The following is a 16,421-nucleotide window of genomic DNA, read 5'->3' on the forward strand; positions in this document are numbered from 1 at the left end:
GGGCTGGAGTGGCTGGACGACGACGAGCACGGACGACGAGCCCACCGGTTGGCCTGTGACTACCAAGCGGTACGCACGCACTTCTTCGACAACTACTTCGCCGACGCCGTCGCTGCTGCTGGAATCAGGCAGGTCGTGATCCTGGCCGCGGGGCTGGACTCGCGGGCCTACCGGCTGGATTGGCCGGCAGGTACCACGGTCTACGAGATCGATCAGCCACAGGTGGTGGAGTACAAGACGGCCACTTTGGCGTCGGCGGATGCCGCCCCCAAGGCCGCCCGGCACACCGTGCCGGTGGATTTGCGTGACGACTGGCCGGCGGCGCTATCCGTCGCGGGTTTCGATCGAACTCAACCGACCGCATGGCTGGCGGAGGGACTGCTGCCCTACCTGCCTGCCGAAGCTCAGGACCGGCTGTTCGAGATGCTGACCGAACTGAGCGCACCCCGCAGCCAGGTGGCCGTGGAGGCGTTCAGCCTTGGTTCGGCCGATCCCGAGCGGCGCCGGGCGGCGCGGCGGGTCCGCTTCGAGCGGATGCGCGAACGCCTCGGTCTGGACATCAACGTCGAGACGCTGACCTACCAGGAGAGCGACCGAGCGGATGCCGCCGAATGGCTGACCGCGCACGGGTGGCAGGTGCGCGCCGTAAGCAACATCGACGAAATGGCCCGGCTCGGTCGACCGATACCGGCGGACCTGGCCGAAGAGACGTTCACCACCAGGCTGTTGCGCGCCCAGCTGGCCGCAGCCGATTGATCACCTGACGTATTTGCAGGAGGCGGAAAGACGATGAGCACGTTGCGCACCCACGACGACACCTGGGACATCGCCACCAGCGTCGGCACCACGGCGGTGATGGTGGCGGCCGCGCGAGCCGCCGAAACCGATCGCCCCGATCCACTGATCCGCGATCCCTACGCCAAGCTGTTGGTCAGCGAGGCCGGCACCGGTGTGTGGGAAAACATGCTCGACGGCTCCCTCCTCGACAAGGTGGAGGCGATCGATCCGGAGGCGGCCGCGGTTTTCCAACACATGCGCAGCTACCAGGCCGTGCGGACGCATTTCTTCGACGCCCACTTCGCCGGGGCGGTGGCCGCCGGCATCCGCCAGGTGGTGATCTTGGCGTCGGGGCTGGACTCGCGGGCCTACCGGCTGGACTGGCCGGCCGGCACAACGGTGTACGAAATCGACCAGCCCAAGGTGCTGGCCTACAAGTCGGCCACGCTGGCGGCCAACGGCGCGTTGCCGTCGGCCGACCGCCACGAGGTGCCAATCGACCTACGTCAGGACTGGCCGGGCGCCCTTATCGGTGCGGGCTTCGACCAGGCAGCGCCGACGGCCTGGCTGGCCGAAGGTCTGCTGATGTATCTGCCCGCCGACGCCCAGGACCGGCTGTTCACCCAGATCACCGAGTTGAGCGCGCCCGGCAGCCGGATTGCGGCGGAAACCGCCGCCAACCACGCCGACGAGCGGCGCCAAGAGATGCGCGACCGGCTTCAGCGGGTCGCCGATGAGCTCGGCATTGAGCGGACCGTCGACATTCAGGACCTGATCTACCACGACGAAGACCGCGCGGTCGTCGTCGACTGGCTTAACAACCACGGCTGGCACGCGACCGCGCAGAACTCCGGAGACGAGATGCGCCGGCTGGACCGTTGGGTGGAGGGCGTGCCGATGGGCGACGACCGGGACGCCTTCGCGCAATTCGTGACCGCGGAGCGGGCACGCCCGGTGACGATGCGGGCCGGAACGGGCAGCTGAGGAGGCGGGCAATCAGCATGAGCACAAGTCGCACCGACGACGACACCTGGGACATCGCGACCAGCGTCGGGGCGACCGCCGTCATGGTGGCTTCGGCCCGCGCCGTCGAGACGGCCAGCGATCAGCCGCTGATCCGCGACGAGTTCGCGCAGATGCTGATCGACGGCCCGGAACTCGCCGAGCTAACGGCGAAGATGGCCACGACCTATACGGCCGATCCCGAGCAGGCCGCTATCCGTGCGCACATGGTCAACTATCAGGCCGCGCGCACACACTTCTTCGACGCGTACTTCACCGCAGCGGCAGCAGCCGGCATCCGTCAGCACGTGATCCTGGCGTCCGGCTTGGACTCGCGGGCCTACCGGCTGGACTGGCCCGCAGGCACCGTGGTGTACGAGATCGACCAGCCCAAGGTGCTGGAGTACAAAGCCGCGACGCTGGCATCTCACGGCGCGACGCCGTCGGCCGACCGCCGCGAGGTGCCGGCCGATTTGCGGTTCGATTGGCCGAAAACGTTGCGCGACACAGGCTTCGACCCCACGCAGCCGACCGCGTGGTTGGCCGAAGGCCTGCTGATGTTCTTGCCGGGTGAGGCCGAGGACCGGCTGTTTACCGACATCGACGCGCTCAGCGCACCGGGCAGCCGGGTCTGCATCGAGGATTTCACCGTGGACGACGCGGCCCGCGAGGCCTACGAGAAACGCCGGGTCAGAGCCGAAGAACTGCGCCGGCGGCTGGGCGACGAGAACGTCTTCGACCCCGGCGACCTGTGGTACACCGAAGACGACCGCTGCGATCCGGCGGCCTGGTTCGGCACCCACGCCTGGCACGTCGAGTCGATGACTGGTCGCGACTACCTCACCCAGGTCGGTCGGCCACTGCCGGAAGATCCGAGCGTGGCAGCGACCTTCCGGGCCGTTTGGATCTCCGCCGAAAAGCCCTAGGCTCCTACGCTGCCTGTTGCCCAACCGGGTGGTTGATTAGGATTGGGTTCCCCCGGTCGAGGAAGGGATCCCCGTGACCATCAAGACCACCGAAACCACCGAAACCACCGCAAACGGCGCGCCCCCATCCGATATCCCGAAAATTGTCGCTCGACTACGGCAGACATTCGCCAGCGGCAAAACCCGCAGCGTGCAGTGGCGACAAGCTCAGCTCCACGCGCTGGAGAAGATGATGGTGGAGAACGAGCCAGCGATCGCCGAGGCGCTGGCAAAGGATCTGGACCGCAGCCCGTTCGAGGCGTGGCTGGCTGACTCCGCGGGCACCGCCAACGAGGCCCGGTATGCCGCCAAAAACGTCAAGAAATGGATGCGCCGCAAATACCGTTTGCTCGAGCGTGCGCAGCTGCCCGGCCGGGGCTGGATCCAGTACGAGCCGTATGGGACCGTGCTCATCATCGGTGCCTGGAACTACCCGTTCTACCTGACACTCGGCCCGGCGGTAGGGGCGATCGCCGCGGGAAATGCCGTGGTGCTCAAGCCATCCGAGATCGCTTCGGCATCGGCGGCGCTGATGGCCGAGCTGGTTCCCCGCTACCTGGACAACGACGCGATCGCGGTAGTTGAGGGCGACGGCGCGGTCAGCCAGGAGCTGATCGCGCAGGGCTTCGACCGGGTGCTGTTCACCGGCGGCACCGAGATCGGCCGCAAGGTCTACGAGGGCGCGGCGCCGCACCTGACGCCGGTCACCCTCGAGCTCGGCGGCAAGAGCCCGGTCATCGTGGCCGCGGATGCCGACGTAGACGTCGCGGCCAAGCGGATCGCCTGGATCAAATTGCTCAACGCCGGGCAGACGTGCGTGGCACCGGACTACGTGCTGGCCGATGCGACGATCCGCGATCAACTCGTCGGCAAGATCGGTGAGGCCATCACGAAGTTCCGGTCCGAGGACAAGACCGGACTGCGCATCGTCAACCAACGCCAGTTCGATCGACTGACCGAATACCTTGCCGCCACGAAGGGCAAGATCGCGTTGGGCGGCAACTCCGACGCCTCGACTCTGCGTCTGGAACCGACCGTCGTCGTCGACCCCGATCCCGACGAGCCGCTGATGAGCAACGAGATCTTCGGTCCCATCCTGCCGGTGATTTCCGTCCAATCTCTCGACGATGCTATACGTTTCGTCAACTCGCGGCCCAAGCCGCTGTCGGCGTACCTGTTCACCAAGACGCGCGCGGTGCGGGAACGGGTGATCGAGGAGGTGCCCGCGGGCGGGATGTTGGTCAACCACCTGGCCTTCCAGGTGTCGACGGCCAAGCTGCCGTTCGGCGGCGTCGGCGCATCGGGCATGGGCGCCTACCACGGCAAGTTCGGCTTCGACGAGTTCAGCCACCGCAAGTCGGTGTTGACCAAGCCGACCCGACCCGACTTATCCGCGATGATCTACCCGCCGTATACAGAGAAGGCGTGGAAGTTGGCGCGCCGGTTGTTCTAGCGCTTGCCGGCCCGCTTGAATTCGTTGGTCACTGATGATCGAGAGATAGGAATGTAATGCCCGGAGTGCAGGATCGCGTTGTCGTCGTCACGGGAGCCGGCGGTGGCTTGGGCCGTGAATACGCGCTCACCCTCGCCAAGGAAGGCGCGAGCGTCGTGGTCAACGACCTCGGTGGCGCCCGCGACGGTACCGGCGCCGGACACAACATGGCCGACGAGGTCGTCAAGGAGATCAAGGACGCCGGGGGACGGGCGGTGGCCAACTACGACAGCGTGGCCGAGTCCGAGGGCGCGGAGAACATCATCAAGACCGCTCTTGATGAGTTCGGCAAGGTCGACGGCGTGGTGAGCAACGCCGGCATCCTGCGCGACGGCACATTCCACAAGATGTCTTTCGAGAACTGGGATTCCGTGCTCAAGGTGCATCTCTACGGCGGCTACAACGTCGTCCGTGCCGCGTGGCCGCATTTCCGCGAGCAGAGCTACGGTCGCGTCGTCGTCGCCACTTCCACCAGCGGGCTGTTCGGCAACTTCGGTCAGGCCAATTACGGCGCAGCCAAGCTGGGCTTGGTCGGCATGATCAACACGCTGGCCCAAGAGGGCGCCAAGTACAACATCAAGGCCAACGCGCTGGCGCCGATCGCGGCCACCCGGATGACCGAGGACATCCTTCCGCCCGAGGTGTTGAAGAACCTCACACCGGACTTCGTGGCGCCGGTGGTGGCGTACTTGTGCACCGAGGAAGTGCCCGACACCGGTTCGATCTTCATCGTCGGCGGCGGCAAGGTGCAGCGCACCGCGCTGTTCCAGAACGAGGGCGTCACTTTCAAAGCGCCGCCGTCGGTGGACGACATCGCCTCACACTGGGGCGAGATCGACGACTTGTCCGCCGCTAAGCAGGCCAACTTCTCCATCCGGTGAGAGCCTGTGTAGTACAGGAGCTTTCAGGCCCCGATGGTCTCGTCTACACCGATGTGGACGACGTCGCCGGTAACGGCGACACGCTGATCGTCGATGTCCGGGCCGCCGGGGTGTGCTTTCCGGACCTGCTGTTGAGCAAGGGTGAGTACCAGCTCAAGCTGCCGCCGCCGTTCATTCCCGGTATGGAGGCTGCCGGGATCGTGCACTGGGCCCCGGAAGACTCGGAATTCAAAGTGGGGGATCGGGTCTCGGCGTTCGGCGTGCTCGGCGGTTACGCCGAACAGGTGATTGTGCCGCTGGCCAACGTCACTCGCAGTCCGGCCGAACTCGACGACGCCGAAGCAGTGTCGCTGCTGGTGAACTACAACACCATGTACTTCGCGCTGGCTCGTCGCGCCGCGATGCGCCAGGGTGACAGTGTGCTGGTGCTCGGGTCAGCAGGCGGGGTGGGCACCGCGGCGATCCAGGTGGCCCGCGCGATGGGCGCCAGCAAGGTCATCGCGGTGGTGCATCGCTCGGGCGCAACGGATTTCGTGGAATCGCTGGGCGCCGACGTGGTGCTGCCATTGACCGACGGCTGGGCTCAGGCGGTGCGGGAGCATACCGATGGCCGGGGTGTTGACATCGTGGTCGACCCGATTGGCGGGCCCGCTTTCGACGAAGCCATCCGGGTACTGGCGGTCGACGGCAAGCTGCTGGTCATCGGGTTTGCCGCGGGTGCGATTCCCACCGTGAAGGTCAACCGGCTGCTGTTGCGCAATGTCGGTGTGCTCGGTGTCGCCTGGGGCGAGTATTTGCATCAGGTGCCCGGCTCGGCGGCGTTGTTCGCGTGGGGTCTGGGCCAGTTGGTGTCGTTGGGTTTGAAACCGCCTCCGCCGCAGCGCTATCCGCTATCGGAAGGACGAGCCGCACTGCAGGCCCTGGCCGACGGGGGTGTGTTCGGCAAGCTCGTGTTGGAGCCATAGCCGCCGGCTAGGTGACGCGGCCGTTCCTAGAACAGACCCGAGAAGTCGGCGGCAGCCTGACTGAACGCGGTCGAGAGGATTTCGAATTCGAAACCGGCTGCCAGCGTGCTTATGGCGGCGGTAGCCGCGATCGGCAAACCAAGTGCGTCCGTCAGGTCACCGGTGCTCAAAGCATCGGTGAAAACCGAGGTGTCCCAGGCCGGGAAGCTGGTCAACAACGCATTCGCGATGTCTGCCGTTGGCAGCAAGGTGGAATACAGCGTCGAGGCCGCACTCGAAAGTGCGTTGACGAAGTCGGTGAATGACGCTGCCGGATTCGCGGCATCAGCCGACAATGCCGACAACAGATCCGTGAAGCTTTGGCCGGATGCGGTCGCCGGCTCCGCAGCCGCCGAGTAGGGGTCCGTGTTGGTCATCAAGTTCTGGATGCCCTGCTGGGTGTCGGTGGCCAGTGTGCTGAGCACCGTCGACACGCTGACGTTCGGGAACAGGCCGAACGGGGTGGCCACATCCGCCGGCGTGTCCGAGTAGCCCAGGGTGCCGTCGCCGTAGCCGAGGTTGATCAGGTACGTCAGGTCGGGTCCCAGCAATTCTTGCAACGGTGTCGGCAGCAGACCCACCAGGGGCGCAGTGACGGCGTGCCCGTCAAGCGTGTCAATCATGTAGTAGTTCGTCAGGCTGTCGGTGTTGCCGGCCAATGCGGAGCCCGGCAACAGCTTTGCGTCAGCGATGTCTGTAGGGGTCGGGCCACTTCCATCGACGCCGCCGTTGAGATAGGTGCCGTGCAGCTCTTGGATCCCCAAGAAGGCGTTCACGTCGGAGAGGAAGTTCAGCGGGTAGCGCGGGAAGTCGGCGAAGCCGTCATATTCCAACGTATAGATGTTGGTCGCGAAATCGTCGGACGGCGTTGCGCCGTCGAACGCCAAACCCAGACTCGGCAGGTTCAGCGGATCGACTACGGAGTGGCCGGTTAGCGTTTCGAAGCCGTTGAAGCGCTCGAGCAGCCCGCCGTTGGGATTACTGGGGTCAGCGATCAACAGGAATTGGGGGTCAAGCGGTCCGGTCTGGGGCGTGCCGGCCGGGTCCAACAACTTCATCGCGAAGGTGGCCACCGTGGAACTTTGCGAGTAGCCGAACACCGTTGAGGCGTCGCCGTTCGCCTCGTCGCTGAGGACCGTGCTTTGCACGATGGCGGCGCCCTGGCCGACCGACGTGCTGAGGGCCGGATTGCCATCGGCGTCCTGGGGAGAGTTCAGATAAAGCTGATGCACGCCGCCGGAGAACAAGGGGTATAGCCCTTCCGGCGTGAACAACCCGTTCCCGAAGGGGTTAGCCGGCGTGGCTTGGTAGAAGGTCAGGTCGGGGTAGAACCTGCTCAGGTAGAGCTCGTCAGCGGCTGCTACGTACTGCGGGCCGGGGATGGGCAGTTCGCTGCCGCCCATCACCAGGCCGATGTCGTCGGCGTGGGCGGACGCGGCATTCATCATCGCGCCCAGCCCGAGGAAACCGGCACCGGCGGTTGCCACCAGCCCTAAACCCAGCCAACGAAGCTTGCGGTCTGACATGGCGGCCTCCCGGGGCTTTGGCGCAGATATTCAACGTATGTTCTACTCCCCTTGACACCGAATGTCTAAGAAATCCACAGGTTTTCCTTCCGCAAAACTCAGGTGCGGCAGAAGATGGCTCCCCCTGAGAGCAGGGGTGGCATCGCTTTGGCGCTAACCCAGCAGCGCTTCACGCAGCCGGGCCACATCGGCCTCGGTGATCTCGGCGCTGCGCAAGTATCCGTCGAGCGAGCCGAAGTTCTCATCGATGGTGCGGCGCGCTGTATCCAGGTATTCCTCGCGTACACCAAGGACTTCGTCAGACAACCGCGCCTCGGTGAACGCCATTAACTCCGGCGTCACTTCGACGTCCGATCGCTGTCTGACTGCTTCCAAGATCCGGTCACGCAGTTGGGGAACCGCTCGGTTGCTGCCCAGGAAGTCGGCCATGATCGCGTCGCGCTCGACGCCCGCGGCCTCTAATACCAGCGCGACCGTGAAGCCGGTGCGGTCCTTGCCGGCGAAACAGTGGGTGAGCACCGAGCGCCCATCGGCCAGCAAGCTGACCACGCGATGCAGTGCCGGCTGCGCGCCGTTGTAGGTGGGAAACCGGCTGTACTCATCGATCATGTAGCGGCTGGACGCCTCGCTGACGGGTTCGTCGTCGGCCTTGTCTTCCAGCAGCCGTCGAAACGCATGCTCGTGAGGTGCGTCGCCGTCCGGGTTGAGTTCCTCGGGCCCGAGATCGGGGATGGGCAGTAGGTGTATCTGCACGCCGTCGGGCACCCGGCCCGGCCCATGGCGCTCTACCTCACGGCGTGAACGCAAATCGGCGACATCGGTTATGCCTAACCGGTGTAACTCGTCGCGGCCGTCGTCGCCGAGATCGCTGAGCTCGCCGGAACGAAACAGCCGACCCGGACGCAGGGCGCCGGTGCTATCCGCCACATCGCGAAAGTTCCAGGCCCCCTGCAGCTCCCGCACGCTGAAGGTCATGTCAGGTGACCGCCGCAGCGAAAGCGCTTTTCTCCCGGCCGATCTCGGCGCGCGCGATGGATCGCATATGCACCTCGTCGGGCCCGTCGAAGATGCGCATCGCGCGCTGCCAGGCGTACAGCCGGGCCAGCGCCGTATCCTCGCTGACGCCGGCGGCGCCGTGCACCTGGATGGCGCGGTCGATGACGTCGCAAGCCATCTGCGGCGCTACCGCCTTGATCTGTGACACCAGTAGATGCGCAGCCTTGTTGCCGTGTTGGTCGATGGTCCAGGCCGCCTTCTCGCAGAGAAGCCTGGCTTGATCTATCTCATTGCGGGACTTGGCAATTGCCTGCTGCACCAAACCTTGGTCGGCCAGTGGGCGGCCAAACGCGATCCGGGTGTTCGCCCGGTGCACCATCAGAGCCAGCGCGCGTTCGGCTCCGCCGAGGGCGCGCATGCAATGGTGGATGCGACCCGGTCCCAGCCGCGCCTGGGCGATCGCGAAGCCGCCACCTTCTTCGCCGAGCAGGTTGGTGACCGGTACCCGGACGTTGTCGTAGATGATTTCGCAGTGCCCGGGCTGGTCTTGGTAACCGAAGACGGATGTCGAGCGGACTACCGTGACGCCCGGCGTATCGATCGGCACCAGAACCATTGACTGCTGCTGGTGGCTTGCCGCCTCAGGATTGGTGCGGCCCATCACGATCAGGATCTTGCAGCGCGGATCGGCCGCGCCCGAGGTCCACCATTTGCGGCCGTTGATCACGTAGTCGCTGCCGTCGCGCACGATCGAGGTTTCAATGTTGCGGGCATCGCTGCTGGCGACCGCGGGCTCGGTCATCGAAAAGCCGCTGCGGATCTCGCCGTTCAGCAGCGGCTCGAGCCACTGCTTGCGCTGCTCCTCGGTGGCGAACAGGTGCAGGGTCTCCATGTTGCCGGTGTCCGGCGCCGCACAGTTGATTGCCTCGGGTGCGATCTCCAGACTCCAGCCCGTCAGCTCGGCCAGCGGGGCGTAATCCAAGTTCGTCAGGCCCGATTCGGCCGGCAGGAACAGGTTCCACAGGCCGGCCGCTTTGGCCTTGGTCTTCAGTTCCTCGATGATCGGCGGAACGGTGTGGTCGTTCGGGCCGGCCTCGCGTCGGTAGCGGTCGTACTCGGCCTCGGCCGGAAAGACGTGCTCGACGATGAACTCGGACAGCCGTTTGTGGTAGTCGCTGGCTTTGGCCGACATCGCGAAGTCCATGCCGTCACGATAGGACACGTGTCGAGAAGCGTCGTTTCAGGTCGCCGTCGCGACACTGAAATCACGCACCCGACCCGCCGCGGCGGGTGTGCGTGACTTTAGTGTCGGCGAACTGCTCGCCGCGGCGCACGATGGATCGCATGAGCCAATCCCGACCCCCGTTCCCGCCGTTCACCCGAGAGACCGCGATCCAGAAGGTTCAGGCCGCCGAGGACGCCTGGAATACCCGCGACCCCGAGCAGGTCAGCAAGGCCTACACCGTCGACTCGCAATGGCGAAACCGCAGCGAGCACGTCGTCGGCCGGGACGCGATCGTGGCGTTTCTGACCCGGAAATGGCAACGCGAGCACGACTACGTGCTGCGCAAGGGCCTGTGGGACTTCCGCGACAACCGGATCGCTGTCCGGTTTCAGTACGAATGCCGCGACGATGCCGGGCAGTGGTGGCGCAGCTATGGCAACGAATTGTGGGAGTTCACCCCAGCGGGGCTGATGGCCCGGCGCGAAGCCAGCATCAACGACGTACCGATCGACGAATCGCAGCGACGCTACTTCGGCCCTCGTTCGCAGGAGGAGCACGGCCAAGACTTCCCGCTTTGGTGACTCGCAGGAGTCAGCCCGTTGAGTTGAGCAGCTCCTGGATCTTCTTCAACCGGCCGGCGGCGACGGCCCCATTGTCGATGGACCGATTCGCAGAGCAGGTGGCCACTTCGGAGATCACATTCGCCAGCGCGATCACCGAGTACTCGCAGATCCACTGGTCGCCCGCCAGGCTGGTCGACCAGTGCGCGATGTTGGGCGAGTCGGAAATGAGCGGCGCCGGGTTGACGGTGAATCTCTTCTGATCGTCCCCCCACACTTGGACCGGCCGCTGGCAGGCGTCGACTTTTTTGCGAACCGAATCGAGAAACGCCGATGCGCTGAAATCACTCGGGTAGCTGGCCGAGGCCTCGAGCAGCTGGTGCTCGTTGGCTCGGCCGCCATCGGTCTGTGTCCGTGCTTCCCGGCCCGTGTAGTTCGTCGGGAAGAGCGGGTAGCGGCCGAACGCGACCACTCCGTGACAGTCGGCCGGGTCGGCGCCGATGAACAACGACGACTGCATGTCGGTCTCGGCCAGCGGCGTTCCCGGCAGAACAGACAGCGACGACGACGGCGTGAGCAACTGGTCAAGCTGCGACGGCTGGATAGGCCCGCTCGCGCCGCCAGCGCGGGGAGCGCTGCGCGCATCGCCCGAGACGACGCGGCTGCAGCCGGTCAAGGCAACGCACGGCACCAGCAGCAACGCCAGTGCGCGCGATCTGCCCGTCGACACCCGACAAACGTTAGTCAACCGGCGGTGGTGTCGACTTCATCAAATCTCAGACCCGACGGCCACGCCGCGCTCCGGTTGCTACCCGCTAGGCTCGGCGGGGCGCGGCCAGGCCAGGGCCGGTCAAAAATGGCAGGGAAGGCTAGACGTACAGGGCCATGACAGATACGCAGACGACGGTGGGGGTGGTCGCCGAGTCCGGGACCGACGAGCGACGGGTTGCGCTGGTGCCGAAGGCGGTCGGGCCGCTGGTTAAAAGCGGTGTCGCCGTCGTGGTGGAGTCGGGGGCGGGCGAAGGCGCGCTGCTTCCCGACGACCTTTATACCGAGGCGGGCGCCAGCATCGGTGATGCCTGGGCCGCTGACATCGTCGTCAAGGTCGCACCGCCCACCGCCGACGAGGTCGCCCGGCTGCGCCGCGGCCAGACGCTGATCGGGTTCCTCGCACCCCGCGACGCCGACAATTCGATCGGCGCCCTGACCCATGCCGGCGTGCAGGCGTTCGCGCTCGAGGCGATCCCCCGGATATCGCGTGCGCAGGTCATGGACGCGCTGTCGTCGCAGGCCAACGTCGCCGGCTACAAGGCCGTGCTGCTCGCGGCCTCGGAGTCGACGCGGTTCTTCCCGATGCTGACGACCGCCGCAGGCACAGTGAAGCCGGCCACCGTGCTGGTGTTGGGCGTCGGGGTGGCCGGGCTGCAGGCGCTGGCGACGGCGAAGCGACTGGGCGCGCGTACCACCGGGTACGACGTGCGCCCCGAGGTTGCCGACCAGGTGCGGTCGGTGGGGGCGCAGTGGCTGGATATCGGCATCGAGGCCGCCGGTGAGGGTGGGTACGCCCGAGAGCTCACCGAGGACGAACGGGCGCAACAGCAGAAGGCGCTGGAAGACGCGATCAGCGGATTCGACATTGTGATCACGACCGCGCTGGTCCCCGGTCGCGCCGCGCCGCGCCTGGTGACTGCCGGCGCAGTCGAGGCGATGAAGCCCGGCAGCGTGGTGGTGGACCTGGCCGGCGAGACCGGTGGCAACTGCGAGCTCACCGAACCCGGACAGACGGTGGTCAAACACGACGTCACGATCGCTTCGCCGCTGAACCTGCCCGCGACTATGCCCGAGCACGCCAGCGAGCTGTACAGCAAAAACATCACGGCGCTGCTGGATCTGCTGATCACCGACGGCAAGCTGGCCCCGGACTTTGACGACGAAGTCATCGCGGAGTCGTGCGTGACTCGGTCGACTGGAGGGGATTCCTAAATGCACGGGATGTATGACGAGCTTCTGTCCAACCTGGCGATCCTGGTGCTCTCCGGATTCGTCGGGTTCGCGGTGATTTCCAAGGTGCCCAACACGCTGCACACGCCGCTGATGTCGGGCACCAACGCCATCCACGGCATCGTGGTTCTCGGCGCGCTGGTGGTGTTCGGCGAGGTGGAGCATCCGTCGCTGGCAGTGCAGATCATCTTGTTCGTCGCGGTGGTGTTCGGAACGCTGAACGTCATCGGCGGTTTCATCGTCACCGACCGGATGCTTGGCATGTTCAAAGGGAAAAAGCCTGTGCCGCAAGCCAAGGCCGAGAAAACGGAAGCGCCGGCCGCCAAATGAACTACTTGGTAATCGGTCTCTACGTCATCTCCTTCGCGCTCTTTATCTACGGATTGATGGGCCTGACCGGGCCCAAGACCGCGGTGCGTGGCAACTTGATCGCCGCGGTCGGAATGGCGCTCGCCGTGACGGCGACGCTGATCAAGATCCGGCACACCGACCAATGGGCACTGATCATCGCCGGCCTGGTGGTGGGTGTCGTGCTCGGCGTCCCGCCGGCCCGCTACACCAAGATGACCGCCATGCCGCAGCTGGTGGCGTTCTTCAATGGCGTCGGCGGCGGCACCGTCGCGCTGATTGCGCTCGCGGAATTCATTGAGACGGACGGCTTTTCAGCGTTCCAGCACGGTGAGTCGCCAACCGCGCACATCGTGGTGGCGTCATTGTTCGCCGCGGTCATCGGCTCGATCTCGTTCTGGGGATCGATTATCGCGTTCGGCAAGCTGCAAGAGATCATCTCCGGATCGCCGATCGGCTTTGGGAAGTTGCAGCAACCGATCAACCTGCTGCTGCTGGCCGCCGCCGTCGCTTCCGCGATCGTCATCGGGCTACACGCGCATCCTTCTACCGGCGGGGCGCCGCTGTGGTGGATGATCGGCCTGCTTGCCGCCGCGGGTGTGCTGGGCCTGATGGTGGTGCTGCCGATCGGCGGCGCCGACATGCCCGTGGTGATCTCACTACTCAACGCGATGACCGGGCTGTCGGCCGCGGCCGCCGGATTGGCGCTGAACAACACCGCGATGATCGTCGCTGGGATGATCGTCGGCGCCTCCGGTTCGATCCTGACCAACCTGATGGCCAAGGCGATGAACCGCTCGATCCCGGCGATCGTCGCCGGCGGGTTTGGCGGCGGCGGTGTAGCCCCCAGCGGCGACGGCGGCGGCGACAAACACGTCAAGTCAACTTCGGCTGCCGATGCGGCGATTCAGATGGCCTACGCCAACCAGGTGATCGTGGTGCCCGGCTACGGCTTGGCGGTCGCGCAGGCGCAGCACGCCGTCAAGGACATGGCGGCGCTGCTGGAGGACAAGGGCGTCGCGGTCAAGTACGCGATCCATCCCGTCGCCGGCCGGATGCCGGGCCACATGAACGTGTTGCTGGCCGAAGCCGAAGTCGACTACGACGCGATGAAAGACATGGACGACATCAACGACGAGTTCGGCCGCACCGACGTCGCGATCGTCATCGGCGCCAACGACGTCACCAACCCGGCGGCCCGCAACGATGCCTCAAGCCCGATCTATGGCATGCCGATCCTCAACGTGGACAAGGCTAAGTCAGTGATTGTGCTCAAGCGGTCGATGAACTCCGGATTCGCGGGTATCGACAACCCGCTGTTCTACGGTGAGGGCACCACGATGCTGTTTGGCGACGCGAAGAAATCGGTGACCGCAGTCGCGGAGGAACTCAAGGCGCTCTAGCGGCGCTGGTTAAACCGGCGGGTATGCCTGTGGCGGGTAGCCGTTACCGTCGACGACACCACGCAGGCCCCACGGCAGGTACTTGAAGTAGAACTCGAGTTCGTCAGAAAAGTCGTAGCTCGGATCCGGATCCATCTACCCACCCTCTCGATTTCGCTCGGTCGTTCCGCTCACGCAGCAGTCTAGTCCGACGGGGCAATGCGCAACAGTGGACAACCGCCTTGCCTAGACTATCCAACTAGTTGATTGACGCCCGGGCAACCCCGGCCTGCCGATAGCGAGTAGACATGCCATCCGAGAACGGCCTCTCCCGCCGCGAGGAGTTGCTGACTGTTGCCACCAAACTGTTCGCCGGCCGCGGCTACCACGGCACCCGGATGGACGACGTCGCCGACGTGGTCGGGCTGAACAAGGCCACTGTCTACCACTACTACGCCAGCAAGTCGCTGATCCTCTTCGACATCTACCGTCAGGCCGCCGAGGGCACGCTGGCCGCCGTTCATGACGACCCCTCGTGGACCGCGCGCGAAGCGCTCTACCAATACACCGTCCGCCTGCTCACCGGGATCGCGGCCAACCCCGAGCGGGCCGCCGTGTACTTCCAGGAGCAGCCCTACATCACCGAGTGGTTCACCGAGGAGCAGGTCGCCTCCATCCGCGAGAAGGAAACCCAGGTCTATGAGCACGTGCATGGGCTGATCGACCGCGGTATCGCCAGCGGCGAGTTCTATCCATGCGACTCCCACGTCCTGGCGCTCGGCTACATCGGGATGACGCTGGGCGCCTACCGCTGGCTGCGGCCGAGCGGCCGCCGCAGCGCCAAGGAAATCGCCGCCGAGTTCAGCACTGCATTGCTGCGAGGCCTGATCCGCGACGAGTCGATCCGGGTGGAGTCGCCGCTCGGGGTCAAAACCGAAATCGATACAGCCGGTCGTAGTTCCTCATAAAAGGAACAGCCGCCAGGATTCGGTAGAGCGCCCGTTGCGGCTTCAGCGGGATCCTCGCGGCGTCGAGGAACATTGTTGTCTCGGCCAGCTGCAGTCGTGGAATCCACTCGGGCAGTTCGTGGCCATCTCTGGTGCCCCATTTGGTGATTCCCGACGTGGAAGCCTTGGAGAGCAGCGGCGAATTGGAGAACCGCGGGCCCCATGGTGAAAGCAGGTCGGCCAGCAGCTCGCCGGTGCCGAAGCGATCGGTCAGCCGTTGCAACAGATCGCGAATTTCGTTCTCGTCGAGGTACATCAGCAGGCCCTCGGCAACGATCAACGCGGGACGGCCGGTCGGGATCTGATCCAGCCAGCCGGGTTCGGTGACGGACGCCCCGATCATCGTGTAGCCGGTGCGGTCGGTGTAGAGCTGTCGCCGTAGCGCGATGACGCCGGGCACGTCGACGTCGAACCAGGACACCCCCGACGGCACGTCGAGCCGAAACGCGCGACTGTCTAGCCCACAGCCCAGATGCAGGACGACCGCATCGGGATTGCGACGCAAGAAATCGCCGGCCCAAATATCGAGTTGCTTGGCGCGCAACGCAACCAGGAACTGGTTGGCCCACGGCTGCGCAGTCCGGTGCATTCGGGCGAAGTCGTAGTCGATCCGGTCGACCGCCTCGGAGGCGGCCCGGTCGCCGAGAACCGGCCGCTCCAACCGGCTTTCGTAGGCGCGCAAATACAGCGTGCACAGGTTGGTCCATTCCACCGAGCCCCAGCGCACGCCGGAGAAGTCGAGCTTGCTGGACTGGTCCGTCATTGTGATCTCCTCTCCGTCCGAAATTGCTCCCAGCGACGCGTCAACTCGTCGCGGTAGTCGCTCGCAGAAAATTCGCAAAAGTCCCGGAAGTCCTGGAGTCGCTCGCGCTGTTCGGCTTTGTCGTCGCCGAGCAGCTGCAGGCCGAAGTCGGCGGCAAGGATGCCCGACCCCATCAAGGTCAGTTGCACGTTGAGGACATGGGTGAAGCCGCCGGGCGTGATGCGGTAACGGTGCTGGCGGGTGGCCGACGGCAACCGCTCGATCATGCCGCCCTCTTGTAGCTGGCGCGCCACCGTGCTGACGGAGGCTTTGCTCACCGACAGGGCGGTCGCCAACTCGCTCAACGACTGCTGCGGCGGGTCGCAGATCATCAGCCAGCCGTAGAGGCGGCCCATCGTCCGGGTCGCGCCGATCGTCTCGAAGAACAAACCCATGCGGTCAACGAACTCGGCTTCGTCGGGAGACATCACATTCTGGATTGTACATAACGTT

The 16,421-nt window shown here is 65.3% G+C and carries 17 protein-coding genes and 1 pseudogene; 11 read left to right on the plus strand and 7 right to left on the minus strand.

Annotation, left to right across the window (positions count from 1 at the left end):
* The 6 genes and pseudogenes from WB785_RS11295 to WB785_RS11320 all read left to right on the plus strand — a co-directional run.
* A partial coding sequence (locus tag WB785_RS11295) for an SAM-dependent methyltransferase (RefSeq protein WP_424079193.1) occupies positions 1 to 756 on the plus strand: 756 nt, incomplete at its 5' end.
* A gap of 33 nt (positions 757 to 789) precedes the next feature.
* Positions 790 to 1,761, plus strand: a complete 972-nt coding sequence (locus WB785_RS11300) for a class I SAM-dependent methyltransferase (RefSeq protein WP_424079194.1) — start codon at positions 790 to 792, stop codon at positions 1,759 to 1,761.
* Between the two features lie 17 nt (positions 1,762 to 1,778).
* The gene (locus tag WB785_RS11305) at positions 1,779 to 2,705 is read left to right on the plus strand and encodes an SAM-dependent methyltransferase (protein WP_424079195.1); all 927 of its coding nucleotides are present in this window, start codon (positions 1,779 to 1,781) and stop codon (positions 2,703 to 2,705) included.
* 55 nt (positions 2,706 to 2,760) lie between these two features.
* Positions 2,761 to 4,197, plus strand: a pseudogene (locus WB785_RS11310) (aldehyde dehydrogenase family protein); the annotation flags it as partial.
* A 56-nt stretch (positions 4,198 to 4,253) separates the two neighbouring features.
* The gene (locus WB785_RS11315) at positions 4,254 to 5,117 is read left to right on the plus strand and encodes an SDR family oxidoreductase (RefSeq protein WP_424079196.1); all 864 of its coding nucleotides are present in this window, start codon (positions 4,254 to 4,256) and stop codon (positions 5,115 to 5,117) included.
* Positions 5,114 to 6,082, plus strand: coding sequence for an NADPH:quinone oxidoreductase family protein (locus tag WB785_RS11320; protein ID WP_424079197.1), 969 nt, complete (start codon positions 5,114 to 5,116; stop codon positions 6,080 to 6,082). The genes WB785_RS11315 and WB785_RS11320 overlap by 4 nt, the downstream gene beginning before the upstream one ends.
* Positions 6,083 to 6,108: 26 nt before the next feature.
* Here WB785_RS11320 and WB785_RS11325 read toward each other — a convergent pair whose 3' ends face one another.
* The 3 genes from WB785_RS11325 to WB785_RS11335 form a co-directional block, all read right to left on the minus strand.
* Positions 6,109 to 7,647 (minus strand): PE-PPE domain-containing protein, encoded by a 1,539-nt coding sequence (locus WB785_RS11325; protein WP_424079199.1) that lies wholly within the window; start codon positions 7,645 to 7,647, stop codon positions 6,109 to 6,111.
* Between the two features lie 153 nt (positions 7,648 to 7,800).
* Positions 7,801 to 8,622, minus strand: coding sequence for a tyrosine-protein phosphatase (locus WB785_RS11330; RefSeq protein WP_424079200.1), 822 nt, complete (start codon positions 8,620 to 8,622; stop codon positions 7,801 to 7,803).
* Between the two features lies 1 nt (position 8,623).
* Positions 8,624 to 9,835 (minus strand): acyl-CoA dehydrogenase family protein, encoded by a 1,212-nt coding sequence (locus WB785_RS11335; RefSeq protein WP_424079238.1) that lies wholly within the window; start codon positions 9,833 to 9,835, stop codon positions 8,624 to 8,626.
* Positions 9,836 to 9,987: 152 nt separating this feature from the next.
* Here WB785_RS11335 and WB785_RS11340 point away from each other — a divergent pair, with 152 nt between their 5' ends.
* Entirely contained in the window at positions 9,988 to 10,449 is a 462-nt protein-coding gene (locus WB785_RS11340; RefSeq protein WP_424079202.1) for a DUF1348 family protein, read from the plus strand.
* A gap of 10 nt (positions 10,450 to 10,459) precedes the next feature.
* On the opposite strand, the gene WB785_RS11345 is transcribed toward WB785_RS11340, so the two are convergent.
* Complete coding sequence (locus tag WB785_RS11345; RefSeq protein ID WP_424079203.1) at positions 10,460 to 11,158, minus strand: sensor domain-containing protein; 699 nt, start codon at positions 11,156 to 11,158, stop codon at positions 10,460 to 10,462.
* A gap of 155 nt (positions 11,159 to 11,313) precedes the next feature.
* Between WB785_RS11345 and WB785_RS11350 the strand changes: the two genes are divergently transcribed.
* Genes WB785_RS11350 through WB785_RS11360 form a run of 3 tightly spaced genes read left to right on the plus strand, consistent with a single transcriptional unit; the run spans position 11,314 to position 14,180 of the window.
* On the plus strand, positions 11,314 to 12,411 hold the full coding sequence (locus WB785_RS11350) for a Re/Si-specific NAD(P)(+) transhydrogenase subunit alpha (RefSeq protein WP_424079205.1): 1,098 nt from the start codon (positions 11,314 to 11,316) through the stop codon (positions 12,409 to 12,411).
* Positions 12,412 to 12,420: 9 nt separating this feature from the next.
* Positions 12,421 to 12,759, plus strand: coding sequence for an NAD(P) transhydrogenase subunit alpha (locus WB785_RS11355; RefSeq protein WP_424079240.1), 339 nt, complete (start codon positions 12,421 to 12,423; stop codon positions 12,757 to 12,759).
* Positions 12,756 to 14,180: an NAD(P)(+) transhydrogenase (Re/Si-specific) subunit beta gene (locus tag WB785_RS11360; RefSeq protein ID WP_424079207.1), complete on the plus strand. Its 1,425-nt coding sequence runs from the start codon at positions 12,756 to 12,758 to the stop codon at positions 14,178 to 14,180. The genes WB785_RS11355 and WB785_RS11360 overlap by 4 nt, the downstream gene beginning before the upstream one ends.
* A 9-nt stretch (positions 14,181 to 14,189) precedes the next feature.
* Here WB785_RS11360 and WB785_RS11365 read toward each other — a convergent pair whose 3' ends face one another.
* Entirely contained in the window at positions 14,190 to 14,315 is a 126-nt protein-coding gene (locus tag WB785_RS11365; protein ID WP_424079209.1) for a hypothetical protein, read from the minus strand.
* A 152-nt stretch (positions 14,316 to 14,467) separates the two neighbouring features.
* On the opposite strand from WB785_RS11365, the gene WB785_RS11370 reads away from it, so the two are divergent.
* Positions 14,468 to 15,127 (plus strand): TetR/AcrR family transcriptional regulator, encoded by a 660-nt coding sequence (locus tag WB785_RS11370; RefSeq protein WP_424079210.1) that lies wholly within the window; start codon positions 14,468 to 14,470, stop codon positions 15,125 to 15,127.
* Here the strand turns inward: WB785_RS11370 and WB785_RS11375 are convergent.
* Positions 15,087 to 15,929 (minus strand): class I SAM-dependent methyltransferase, encoded by an 843-nt coding sequence (locus WB785_RS11375; protein ID WP_424079212.1) that lies wholly within the window; start codon positions 15,927 to 15,929, stop codon positions 15,087 to 15,089. The two genes, WB785_RS11370 and WB785_RS11375, sit on opposite strands and share 41 nt — an antisense overlap.
* A complete protein-coding gene (locus WB785_RS11380) occupies positions 15,926 to 16,396 on the minus strand; it encodes a GbsR/MarR family transcriptional regulator (RefSeq protein WP_424079242.1) in 471 nt (156 codons plus the stop codon). The genes WB785_RS11375 and WB785_RS11380 overlap by 4 nt, the downstream gene beginning before the upstream one ends.
* Positions 16,397 to 16,421 lie beyond the last annotated feature (25 nt).

Origin of the sequence: Mycobacterium sp. (genome assembly GCF_049585075.1) — a bacterium.
Classification (GTDB): Bacteria; Actinomycetota; Actinomycetes; order Mycobacteriales; family Mycobacteriaceae; genus Mycobacterium.

What these genes read in the sequence shown, in the direction of transcription:
- WB785_RS11360 (WP_424079207.1), top strand. Translation starts at nt 12,756, where the DNA reads ATGAACTACTTGGTAATCGGTCTCTACGTCATCTCCTTCGCGCTCTTT.
- WB785_RS11350 (WP_424079205.1), top strand. Translation starts at nt 11,314, where the DNA reads ATGACAGATACGCAGACGACGGTGGGGGTGGTCGCCGAGTCCGGGACC.
- WB785_RS11365 (WP_424079209.1), bottom strand. Translation starts at nt 14,315, where the DNA reads ATGGATCCGGATCCGAGCTACGACTTTTCTGACGAACTCGAGTTCTAC.
- WB785_RS11340 (WP_424079202.1), top strand. Translation starts at nt 9,988, where the DNA reads ATGAGCCAATCCCGACCCCCGTTCCCGCCGTTCACCCGAGAGACCGCG.
- WB785_RS11375 (WP_424079212.1), bottom strand. Translation starts at nt 15,929, where the DNA reads ATGACGGACCAGTCCAGCAAGCTCGACTTCTCCGGCGTGCGCTGGGGC.
- WB785_RS11330 (WP_424079200.1), bottom strand. Translation starts at nt 8,622, where the DNA reads ATGACCTTCAGCGTGCGGGAGCTGCAGGGGGCCTGGAACTTTCGCGAT.
- WB785_RS11305 (WP_424079195.1), top strand. Translation starts at nt 1,779, where the DNA reads ATGAGCACAAGTCGCACCGACGACGACACCTGGGACATCGCGACCAGC.
- WB785_RS11300 (WP_424079194.1), top strand. Translation starts at nt 790, where the DNA reads ATGAGCACGTTGCGCACCCACGACGACACCTGGGACATCGCCACCAGC.
- WB785_RS11315 (WP_424079196.1), top strand. Translation starts at nt 4,254, where the DNA reads ATGCCCGGAGTGCAGGATCGCGTTGTCGTCGTCACGGGAGCCGGCGGT.
- WB785_RS11355 (WP_424079240.1), top strand. Translation starts at nt 12,421, where the DNA reads ATGTATGACGAGCTTCTGTCCAACCTGGCGATCCTGGTGCTCTCCGGA.
- WB785_RS11325 (WP_424079199.1), bottom strand. Translation starts at nt 7,647, where the DNA reads ATGTCAGACCGCAAGCTTCGTTGGCTGGGTTTAGGGCTGGTGGCAACC.
- WB785_RS11370 (WP_424079210.1), top strand. Translation starts at nt 14,468, where the DNA reads ATGCCATCCGAGAACGGCCTCTCCCGCCGCGAGGAGTTGCTGACTGTT.
- WB785_RS11335 (WP_424079238.1), bottom strand. Translation starts at nt 9,835, where the DNA reads ATGTCGGCCAAAGCCAGCGACTACCACAAACGGCTGTCCGAGTTCATC.
- WB785_RS11380 (WP_424079242.1), bottom strand. Translation starts at nt 16,396, where the DNA reads ATGTCTCCCGACGAAGCCGAGTTCGTTGACCGCATGGGTTTGTTCTTC.